The sequence below is a fragment of the Mesorhizobium sp. M2E.F.Ca.ET.219.01.1.1 genome, assembly GCF_004016445.2.
Taxonomy (GTDB): domain Bacteria; phylum Pseudomonadota; class Alphaproteobacteria; order Rhizobiales; family Rhizobiaceae; genus Mesorhizobium.
Genome location: NZ_SADT02000016.1, coordinates 1 through 10,490 on the forward strand (window position 1 = coordinate 1; position 10,490 = coordinate 10,490).

General features: G+C 60.8%; 8 protein-coding genes. 6 read left to right on the forward strand and 2 right to left on the reverse strand.

Features of this window, described 5'->3' with window-relative positions:
* A partial coding sequence (locus tag EN862_RS34515) for a DUF1194 domain-containing protein (protein WP_135890509.1) occupies positions 1-427 on the reverse strand: 427 nt, incomplete at its 3' end.
* Between the two features lie 181 nt (positions 428-608).
* Between EN862_RS34515 and EN862_RS34520 the strand changes: the two genes are divergently transcribed.
* The 6 genes from EN862_RS34520 to EN862_RS34545 all read left to right on the forward strand — a co-directional run bounded on the left by EN862_RS34520 (position 609) and on the right by EN862_RS34545 (position 9,107).
* The gene (locus EN862_RS34520; RefSeq protein WP_127868908.1) at positions 609-1,775 is read left to right on the forward strand and encodes a helix-turn-helix transcriptional regulator; all 1,167 of its coding nucleotides are present in this window, start codon (positions 609-611) and stop codon (positions 1,773-1,775) included.
* A gap of 279 nt (positions 1,776-2,054) precedes the next feature.
* Positions 2,055-5,216, forward strand: a complete 3,162-nt coding sequence (locus tag EN862_RS34525; protein WP_127868909.1) for an AAA family ATPase — start codon at positions 2,055-2,057, stop codon at positions 5,214-5,216.
* Positions 5,217-5,239: 23 nt separating this feature from the next.
* On the forward strand, positions 5,240-6,394 hold the full coding sequence (locus tag EN862_RS34530) for a YcaO-like family protein (protein ID WP_127868910.1): 1,155 nt from the start codon (positions 5,240-5,242) through the stop codon (positions 6,392-6,394).
* Between the two features lie 5 nt (positions 6,395-6,399).
* Positions 6,400-7,122 carry a TfuA-like protein gene (locus tag EN862_RS34535; RefSeq protein WP_127868911.1) on the forward strand — a complete coding sequence of 241 codons (723 nt, stop codon included), beginning with the start codon at positions 6,400-6,402 and terminating at the stop codon, positions 7,120-7,122.
* A gap of 78 nt (positions 7,123-7,200) precedes the next feature.
* Positions 7,201-8,382 carry a hypothetical protein gene (locus EN862_RS34540; RefSeq protein WP_127868912.1) on the forward strand — a complete coding sequence of 394 codons (1,182 nt, stop codon included), beginning with the start codon at positions 7,201-7,203 and terminating at the stop codon, positions 8,380-8,382.
* 32 nt (positions 8,383-8,414) lie between these two features.
* Positions 8,415-9,107, forward strand: a complete 693-nt coding sequence (locus EN862_RS34545) for a hypothetical protein (protein WP_127868913.1) — start codon at positions 8,415-8,417, stop codon at positions 9,105-9,107.
* A gap of 453 nt (positions 9,108-9,560) precedes the next feature.
* Here EN862_RS34545 and EN862_RS34550 read toward each other — a convergent pair whose 3' ends face one another.
* The gene (locus tag EN862_RS34550; protein ID WP_127868914.1) at positions 9,561-9,971 is read right to left on the reverse strand and encodes a hypothetical protein; all 411 of its coding nucleotides are present in this window, start codon (positions 9,969-9,971) and stop codon (positions 9,561-9,563) included.
* Positions 9,972-10,490: the final 519 nt, after the last annotated feature.

Here is a 10,490-nt window from a genome sequence, read left to right on the forward strand (position 1 = left end):
CCGCCAGTAATGCTCCCGTGATCGAGGTGCCATGTCCTCTGACGATCGGCTGAACCCGCAGGGCCCCGGCGAAGCCGGCCGCGTCGTCGGGCGTGTCGAGAACGGTCCACGGCACCAGGACACGCTGATAGTTTGGGCCTGCCCACTCGAGATAAGCTATGGCGATTTTGCCATGTCGGCCGGACTTGATTGACCGTAGCACGACGGGATCGCGCAGCGCGCTGACATATCCTTCCCGCTGCAGATGCAGTTCCTCCTCGCTCATTGAGGACGAAACATCCGCGCAAAGAACCAGTTCTAGATCCACAGAAGAAATCCGCTCCGCCGTCGACGGCGCTGGCATTGCCAGACTCAACAATAGAGCAAACAGCGTGCCTTGCGCCCGTCCGGGTTCAGCCCGGTCAGCGATGCATGGGGTAAGAGGCATGTTCCCGGGCCTCCAATCGGCGGTCGAACAGGAGGATGCTGTAGGCGACTTTGCCTCGCATCACCTGTACGGGTGAACCGGCGGCGCGTCTCTGCTGGTAGGATGAGCGGTATCCAGCATGCTGTCGCTTCGGGGCGCCACGTGCTATTGAATCTTGCCTACCCGACCGCGAGATGGGTCGATGCTTTTGGCGGAGCGAACTGAACGGGCCATCGAGGCCTGTTACGATGCGGTCCTGGCACCAGCCGAGTGGCCTCGCGCGCTGCAATTGCTTGCTGAGTCGCTGGGAGCCGAAAGCTGCACCTTCTTCTCAGACGACGAAGAGGTGCCACCGAAGATGCCTATCTCTTCGGAGCACGCCGAATTCCACGAATTGTGGCTGCGCAACGAAGCCGATGCTCCGGATCCGCACACCAGGAGAGCGCCGGCACTTCGCCGGGCCGGCTACACCACGCTCGTCGAACATCAGATCTCGACAGAGGGGGAACGCAGGACGCTGCCCTACTACCAGGAGATTGCTCGTCCGGGAGCAAGGGATTGGTATGCGTCAACGCCCTTCATGGTCGATGAACATCGCTGGAGCCTGCCGCTTTATCGTGGCGCGCGCCGTGGCGGGTTCTTTCCCAAGGAAACCCGCTGTTTCGCGGCGGTTAGTCCGCATCTTGGCAGGATCGTAAGGCTCGCCAAGCGATTCGCGGCGTTTCAGCTCGCGTCGGAACTCTCGTCGCTTGAACGTGCAAGCTGCGCCGCGCTGGTGCTCAACGCCGAGGGTCGGGCAAAAGACATGAACCCGATGGCACAGAAGCTGATCGGCGAGGACTTCTATCTTGTCAGAGGTCGCCCGGCGACCAAAGACCCGGGGAGCGACAATCGGCTTCGGCAGCTCTCGCTCGGCCTGCGTAGCCGGCGATACGCATCACCTCCTGCCGCGCCAGTGGTCATCAGTCGTGCCGAAAGGCCTTGGCTTCTGGCGGAGGTGATGCCGCTGACCGCATTCGGCAGCGATCTGTTCACGACCGGCTGCGCCATCCTCCTGCTGACAGATCTGAAGTCTTTGGCGCGCCCGGATGCACTTCGCCTGAGTGCTGCATTCGGCCTGACTGCGGCCGAAGCCAGATTGGCCGCTCGTATCGCATCGGGCGACGGCATCAATGCTGCGGCAATTGCGCTTGGTATTAGCCGCGAAACGGTTCGCACCCAGCTCAGCGGGGTATTTTTCAAGACCAACACCCACCGCCAGGCCGAACTCGCCGCGCTGGTCACCCGCCTCGGTCTATCGAGCGCTATGGGCATTCCTGGATTGGCGCTTAGCGGGAGCTTTGTGGACCGGGCCGAAGACGACGTTTAATTAGCCACAATGTCGGCATGGCTGACCCGCCGGGACGAATCTCCCAAATTTCAGCGCCTGCTTTGCGCCTCCATCTCGGTCATCAAAGTCATCCCGGCCGCAGACCAAAAGCGATCACAGCTGGTGTCAACGCCAACGAGAGTTTGCGCCGTGAGGATTTCTCTCCATAACCATCCCGGCATCGGCTTTTTCCTGCCCTGCCCACCGATCAAGTGTTTTGTGGACAGCATCGTACTTTGCTAATATTGCCGTCACTGCACTCGGCGGGGAAATCGCAGCATGTCGGAGAAGGGTCCGGTCGCGTTGCCGGGGGCGCCTGTGGCAACAGGTTTTCTGGGCGGCAACGGCGACAATCCGCACGAAGCCCGGCATGAGCGTCGAATCCTGACCGCGCTCTGCTACGACCTGGTCGGATCGACCGACCTTCTTGCCATCCTGGACATCGAGGAGTTCGAGGAATTGATATCAGCCTTCCAGCGGGCGACGAGACAGGCGGTCGCGTCATGCTCGGGCGCCGTCCAGGTCGAGGTTGGTGATGGCGGCGTTGCATTGTTTCCTGCCGAAATAGACGCCAAGGACGCGGCATCGCTGGCGATCCGAGCCGGGCTCGAAATCATCGACGCCTGCAGGCGCGTCGGTTCGGACAAAGGCCGCGCCGATTTGCATGTCCGAGTCGGAATCGCGACATCGATGACCCTGATCCACAAGGGTGACGCCGATACCGGTCACGACAATGTCACCGGCCCGGCCTTCGCGATGGCCACGCGGCTCCAGGCCATCGCGCAGCCGGACACGGTGGTGGTCTCGGACGCGACACGCAACCTGGCGCGACGGTCACATGTGTTCAGCTTTAGGGGCGCCCATGCGATCAAGGGGTTTGCCGAGCCGGAGCTGGTCTGGCGCGCGCTGAGTCATAAGCGCGAGGTCGACCGCTTCTTCGCCTTCGGGCGGCTTAGCAGTCCGCTCGTCGATCGCGAGGCCGAGCTCGCCACGATCGCCGAAGCATGGGACAGCGCCATTGCGGGAAACGGCGGCGTTGTGGTGATAGAGGGCGAAGCCGGGATCGGCAAGTCACGCATCCTTCACGAAGTGCGCCGGCGCACGCGTCACCAGCGCGCGAAACTCCTGTTCTTCCAGTGCACGCCCGGCGGGTTGCGCTCGGCGCTCCATCCGCTGCTACAGAACGTACGCGGCGATCTCGCCGGCAATGAAGGGCAGCTGAGCGCTGCCGCCGTGGCGGAAGCATTCCGCGATCATGACGTCCACGATCCTGAAATCATCGACATCTTTTCGTTCCTGCTCGGCGCTGCGGGGGTCGATCCGATGCTCAAGGAGATCGACGCCGAGGCGATGCGCGCGAAAGCCAATTGGGCGGTTCGCCACGCGGTCGAAGCCCTGTGCGCCAGCGGGCCGATTGTTCTGGTGGTCGAGGACATCCATTGGATCGATCTGACGTCGAGACAATTGTTGGCTGAACTTGCACGGTCGGCCCGTCACTTCCGGGCGCTTGTCATCGCGACCACGCGCCCTGGATCCGGGAGCTGGCTGGCAGCATCGAATCCAAGGCATATCTCGCTAAAGCCGCTCAACCGCGAGCAAACGCGGCTGGCGATCGCGGCCATGTGGCCGCAAGGCACGCCGTCAACTTCCCCGGAATTTCTCGACGTGGTGGAACGCGTGACCGGAGGCGTCCCCCTGTTCATCGAAGAAATCTGCCAGTGGATGACCGAGAATGCGGCCTCGGCGACGGATCGGCTGTCGCAGACCGAAACGCGCAGTCATGCCTCGGTGTTCGAAAGCGTGATCGAGGCCAAGCTCGAAATGCTGGGGCCGGCACGTGAAGTCGCGCGCGCTGCGGCCGTTGCGGGCAATCGTTTCAATCAGGAATTGCTGCACGCGCTGTTGCCGGAGTTCGACGACGAAATCATCGCAAACGCGCTGGATTCGCTGAGTGAGGCCGGGTTTCTGATCCGTGTGCGGCCTTCCGGCGCTCCGGTTTATGGCGTGCGCCATGCGCTTATCCAGGAGACGATCTACAACGCAACGCTGCGCAAGAGACGGCAGGCCTTGCATCGCCGCCTGTTTGCCGCGGTGAGCCGCAATCGAAACCTGGCCGGGTGGCTGGGCACCGCCGAGGTCGCCGAGCATGCAGAGCGCGCAGGCCTTCTGGAGGACGCGATAGCTCAGTTCGTGATCGCAGGCACGGAAAGCTCGTCCCGCTCGGCGATGGCGGAAGCGAGGCAGATACTCGAGCATGCATTGGCGCTCTGCGAGCGCGTTGCGGAAGCCGACAGGCGAGACGCGCTGCGGCTATCGGCAATGATCGTGCTCGGTCCCATTCTGACCGCTGTCGAAGGTCCGAACTCGGCGCCCGCACGCAAATTGTACGAGGACGGCGTGGTGATCGCCCGGCGGCGACCGGTGGCCGAGCGGGCCAAGTGGTTCCCGATCTACTGGGGCTGGTGGTTTACGGATACCATCATGGACGGGGAGCGCGCGGAGGTCGTGCTCAGCGATCTCAGGGATGTCGAGGATGCCGAAGTGCAACTCCAGGCTAGGCATTGCGTGTGGGCAATCGACTTCAATCTTGGCCGCCACGACCGCTGCATCGCAACAGTCGCCGCCGGACTGTCGCTCTATGAGCACGGACAGGGCAAAGCCCATGCTGCGTTGTTCGGCGGGCATGACGCGAGGGTCTGCGGGCTTGCCCACCGCGCCTTGTCAATGTGGTTCGTCGGAAAGCCGGCAAGCGCGCTCCATTCGATGTCGGAAGCTAGGAGCTGGGCGCAGCAAACCGGACATGCCGGCAGCATCGCGCATGCCTACCTCAACGAGGCGATGCTGCAGTGTTATCGCCGCGATTTTTCGATGCTGCGAAGCGTGATAGCGGATCTGCGCCACTTGACCGAGCGTCATCATATGCCCGCCCTCGCCGCCGCAGCGCAGATATTCGAAGGCTGGTGCGACGGCAACGCCGGCCAGGTCGAGGCCGGCAGGGATAAAATGCGGCAAGGCCTCGGCCTCCATGGGGAGTTCCAGACGCCTGAGGACGAACCGGTCTATTGTGGCATGCTGGCGGAGCTTTTGACAAGAACTGCCGAGGTTGATGAGGCGCTCGCTCTGCTGGACTCGGCTGTGGCGCAGGCCGAGGCCGGCGGCAGCCGCTTCTGGCTGGCAGAACTTTACAGGCGAAGGGCGGAGCTACTCCTTCTCCGGGGCGATGCGAAGGCGGACGTAGTCGCTGCCCTCGAAAAGAGCATCGCCATAGCCGCGGAGCAAGGCGCCGTGCCTTTCCTCGTCAGTACATACGAAACCCTTCAATCATCAGGCCTGTCACCTGAACTGTCGTCGCGCTATCGCGATCGGGTCGAACGTGCGAAATCCGCTCTCGAGCCGGGCGCCTCGCTGATCGTCAATCCCGAATCGGGTGTTCGGCACTAGCCGACCCTCCAAGAGCATCCGCTATGCTGGAGCGATACAAACGCCTTGGTCCGCCGCCCGACGAGGCGCTGGCGAGGCTGATGAAGATGCGCGGAGGCCTTGGCATTACGCGGATCGCTGATATTACCGGACTCGACCAACTCGGCATACCGGTCGTGCAGGTGACAAGACCTTTCTCGCTCTCCAACGCGGTCGCGCAAGGCAAGGGCGCCACGCTGGCGCAAGCCGCGATATCGGCCATGCTGGAATCGGCCGAGACCTTCTTTGCAGAGCAGGTGGCGAATTTCGACACTGTCGCCGGCTCCGCCGATCAATTGCGCATCCCACCCGGTCGTTTCGAAAGGCACCTCCAGGGGGGCGCCGCGCCCGGATGGCGCGGCAGGGACACGGCGTGGGTAGCCGCGGACAATCTTCTTACCGGCAGCCGCGACCTGGTCCCGTTCGAGCTCGCGCATACCGCGTATGTGTTGCCGTCACTGCCCCACGACGGCATTTTCGCGGCGTCGACGAACGGTTTGGCCGCAGCCTTCGAGGAGCCGGACGCGATCGTTCATGGCATGCTTGAATGCATCGAGCGCGACGCGATCGCCACGGCATACCGGACCCACGGTTTTTTCCACCGTCAACGCATCGATCCCGAGACGATCGATGATCCGTCGCTCCGCTATCTCCTGGAAACTTTGGCAGCCAAGAACATGCTGGTCGGCCTTTGGCAGGCTTTGTCGCCGTTGGGCATCCCGGTGGTGTGGTGCCATCTGCTGGAAGACGAACCGATCGACACGGTCCTTTTGGATCATGCGGCTGATGGCTCGGCGGCCGGTTTCAGTTTCGCCGGCGCGGCGGTACACGCCATCTACGAAGCGGCCCAGGCCCGTCTGGCGGCGATCTCGGGCGCGCGCGATGACCTGACGCGCGCGTTCTATCCTAAACACCCGGATCGGAAGATGATTGCAGCGCATCGCCGGCTCCTCCGCGATGGACCGCGCAGCGTGAATTTCCGCGCGCTCGCCGAGCCGAATTTCAACACGGCGTCGGACGGGCTGTCGGTCCTCTTGGGAATTCTCGAAGAGGGAGGGTTCGATGCGGTCCACCTAGTCCGCGTAAGAACGCGAGCGTTCGATGCCCTGTCGGTTGTCAGGATCGTCATCCCTGCCTTGCAGCCGCTTTTGCAGGGGTAGAGTTTATGCGCCCGAAACTCGTCTTCACCGGCCCTACCGTGTCCCATGCCGACGCGTTGAAGGTCGTCGATGCGGTATGCCTTCCCCCCGCCGTGCAAGGTTCGATCGTTTCAGCCGCGCAGCATTTCGACCCGAGCGCGATCCTTGTCATAGACGGCGGTTTTCAGGCTGAGCCGGCGGTTCGGCACAAGGAAATCCTGTGGGCTCTCAGCCGCGGCATTCATGTCGTCGGCGCGGCCAGCATGGGTGCCCTTCGAGCAGCTGAGCTGTTTCCCCATATGCAAGGCGTCGGGCTTATCTACCGATGGTATCGCCGCTTCGCCTTTGCACCCGACGACGCTGTAGCGGTATTGCATGGACCGGCCGAGGTGAATTTCGCTCAATTGACGCATGCGCTGATTGACTTGCGCCGGACCGTTCGCGCTGCCTGCCGGCGCGGCGTGATTTCACCCGAACAGCAGGCGAGGCTCGAGCGTGCGGCACAGGCCGTCAACTTTCGGGAGCGCACCCTGGCACGGATGGTCCGTGATGCGCACGACGGCGATGGCGACGTCGTGAGATTGTGCAGAGAGCTCGGTGCGGCTTTCGTCCGGCAAAAAAGGCAAGATGCCCTGCGGGCACTCGAACTTTTGCGGGAACAAGCATTTGAAAAAGCACCCCCCATGCCGGAATTACAGCTAACATCAGCCTTCTCCAAGGACATGTATGATGCGGGGCTGGTGCTATAGGCCGTGACCTCTTGGCGGCCGACGATTTACGCAACGTAAGCGCTGTGATAGCGTGCTAACGTCAGAGGGGGCAAGCAATTGGACGCGGTCGATCGTGTCGTTGCGCAAGATCGGTTGCTGGGAACGCGGTTCCTGGTCTACCCGCAGGTCCCTCACCTTTCGGGTTACGGAACACCCGAAACAGTATGGATTTCTACTCCACCCGATCTGATCCACTCCGGCCCGGAAGATCACCGCATTTACGTTCGCGATCCGCTCCTCGACAAGGAGCCTTACGACTACCCTTATCTGCCACCGTTTGTGGGCGAAATCTTTCCGCCTGCAGAGGCTGGCTTTGACGGCCATTTCGATCAGCTTTCCCTGACCTCGCGGCAGTTCCTTTCTGCGCACGCTTTCGCCTCGGTCAGCCGCGTGCTGGACATCTGGGAAAGCTACCTCGGCAAACCGATTGTCTGGTATTTTGCCGAGACGTACGAGCGGCTCGAAATCATCCCCTTCATCGACTGGGAGAACGCGCAATCGGGCTATGGCTATCTGGAACTCGGCCGAGAGCGCGGCATCGATGGAGGCAAGTATCCCTATGCGCTCAACTTCGATGTGATCGCACATGAGGTCGGCCACGCAATCTTGTTTTCGTTGTTCGGGACACCAAGCCGCGGGCTGACTCAAGGCGATTTCGGACCGTTCCACGAAGCCTGCTCGGATCTGGTCTCGCTCTTGTCCTTCCTGAATTTTGACAGCGGCATGGACCGGCTGCTGCGGCACTGCGACGGCAACCTGCTTGTTCTCAATGAATTGAACCGGATTGCCGAACTGACTGGCGATCGCCAGATCCGCCTCGCCAGCAACGCACGCCGCATGTCGGAGGTGACCGCGGAAATCCATGACAGGTCACGGCCGTTCACAGGAGCTGTGTTCGACACGATCGTCGACGTCTACCACGCGGCATTGGTGCACGAGGGGTTGGCCGACGAGCGGCTGCTGGGGATCGATATCAAGGATGTCGACCAGTCCGACATGCAGCGCATCTCGGATTTCACGTCCCGCGCTTTCCGCGCTCGGCCCTTCATGTTCAAGAGCATGCTGATCAGAGCAAGGGACGAGGTGGCTCTCGCACTTGCTCAGGCATGGCCACGCCTCGATGCGGATGACCTGTCGTTCGAAAAGGCCGCGGCGTTGGTGGTGGACGCCGGCGATCGCGTCGCGCCGATGCTCGCAGAAAAATTCGATGAGAACTTCAGCTGGCGGGAGATCTTGTGAACTGAAGGATGCAGCAAAAAGGAGCGAGGAAAATGAGCGACGACTATCACCGACCGACACTAACGTTTCCATCAGGCGCTTACAACGCAACACAGGTCAGGCTCTATGGCTTGGGGGCGGAAATTGGACTCAGCGTGCCCGGTGCGCCAGCACCCTTTGGGGATACCGGCATGTATGTCGAAACCGCGCCTGGGGCATCCATCACCGACGAGCAACGTGTCAGCGCACTTGACGTGCTGAAGAAATATAACAGCAACAAAGACCGCCAAGATATATTGAATGGAATTATTACATTTCCAAAAATACCAATCAGAGTCTCTTATCATTTCAAGATCGACCTGAAGAATTTTGGAACTGCGGTCCTTTCCGCGGTAGGAAGTACATTCATGCTCGGATCATCTCCAGAACAGAAAACATCGTGCGGGATAATTGTCGGTTATGCCTATGAGGGACATACCTACGATTTGCCAAAGCCCAAGATAATGATCATCCCGGCGTTTCCGGAGCCCAAGATACCAGCGGACGATTCGGAATTTGACGCCAAGGAACCTGAAGGCTACGCGGTTTGGCTCGTTGATAAGCTCGACGAATGCGTGGAGTTGGAGATGAACCAAGGCTTTGTCGAACAGATCGTCCTCGAGGCGAACCTTCCAGGCAAGCGTTCACCGACGATGTACGCATCAAAGATGACGATGGGACACCGTGGCGGAAAGCTGAACGACTAGTCTCTCATGTTCCCTGTCAGGGATGAAGGCAAGAAGGCTCGCCTGCTTTGCAGGTTTGCGATGCAGTCGGATCGGCTGAAGCTGCACAGCGCTGGGGGTCGAACTCAGAGACGACGGTTGATCAGACTCTCATACCGGGGCAAAGTGTATCCGTGCGCAACGCAGTGCTTGTCGTTGTCACTGCCGGCCGAGATCATCCGCATGTGGAGCGAAATGATCGCCGGCAGAGGCGGTCTCAAGAGCGGCGCCAAAGATGGCTGGTGGAAGGTGGCCGGCGGCTTGATCGGGAAGCTTGCTTAGCACGTCGTTTGGCATCGGGAATGAGGTTGGTTTACCTGACATCGATTATCCTCCACACGACACCCCCCGCGACTAACTTTAGGTTCAACTAATATTAAAATGCTTTTATCGGAATCGGAACCTCACTTGGCCCGGCGTATCCGCGGGGACATCCTAAGGCGGGCTCTTGATAACTGTGAAGTAGACCATCGCAGGCTGCGCAATGAGACTGAAGTCCTCATTGCGGCACAACCGCTTATAGAAGAACATTGGTTCACCGCCGATGGTTGAAACCACTTCTCCTCGGGGATAGATGTCGGCGGAAAGCCCGGCTCGCAAATCTTGTGTCACCTCGATCGGCGAGCCGGGTTGTGGGGGTGGGGCATGCCGCGATTTTTCTTCGACCTCGCCCATGGCGGGGATACCTACCACGATAAGCAAGGAACCAGCCTGCACGACCTCTGGCTGGCCAGACAAACAGCCATCGCGATGGCCGATAGATTGGCGGGAGAAGCCAAAGGCCACGATGTCGTCTGCACCGTCCGCGATATCAACGGCAGGCAGGTTATCCAGATCACGAAGCAAGCGTGACGGGGAGCCGAAAAGTCGCAACGTCACGGCCGGATGAAAAAGCCCCAGCGCTAGGGGTTCTGGCTCCGGGGCTTAGTTTGGCCACGTACTACAGGGTGCATGTCCACTTATTAGCTTGCGCTAATCTCGTTAACGCTGGGTGAAGCGGTGTCCCTGAGCCATTGCCGATAAGCGACTTTGCGCAGCCTCGGAACTCTTAACAATTGAGGGCGCGCTTCGCCGCTTTGTGAGCGCATGATCTCTTTCTTGGCCCACGTGCCGGGCCGAGACTCCACTTCACCCCCTGGCTCCGGCCGGCGGACTTTTTGTTGGACAAATAGCCGCGAACCACGCCGCCAACCCTGCCCTGCGGCGGTTGCCGCCCAACAAAAAGCCCCGGACAAATCTGAACTGACCCCCGAAAGTTGGACACAACCTTCGGGGGTTTTGCATGTCCAAGCACAGTCCGCGTTTCAAGCGCTCGGTTGTCGATAGCTATTTGTGTGGGAATGAAAGCTACGCGAGTGCTGGGTC

Excerpts from the sequence above, each read along its gene's own strand:
- EN862_RS34535 (WP_127868911.1), top strand. The coding sequence starts at position 6,400 with ATGCGCCCGAAACTCGTCTTCACCGGCCCTACCGTGTCCCATGCCGAC.
- EN862_RS34545 (WP_127868913.1), top strand. The coding sequence starts at position 8,415 with ATGAGCGACGACTATCACCGACCGACACTAACGTTTCCATCAGGCGCT.
- EN862_RS34530 (WP_127868910.1), top strand. The coding sequence starts at position 5,240 with ATGCTGGAGCGATACAAACGCCTTGGTCCGCCGCCCGACGAGGCGCTG.
- EN862_RS34525 (WP_127868909.1), top strand. The coding sequence starts at position 2,055 with ATGTCGGAGAAGGGTCCGGTCGCGTTGCCGGGGGCGCCTGTGGCAACA.
- EN862_RS34520 (WP_127868908.1), top strand. The coding sequence starts at position 609 with ATGCTTTTGGCGGAGCGAACTGAACGGGCCATCGAGGCCTGTTACGAT.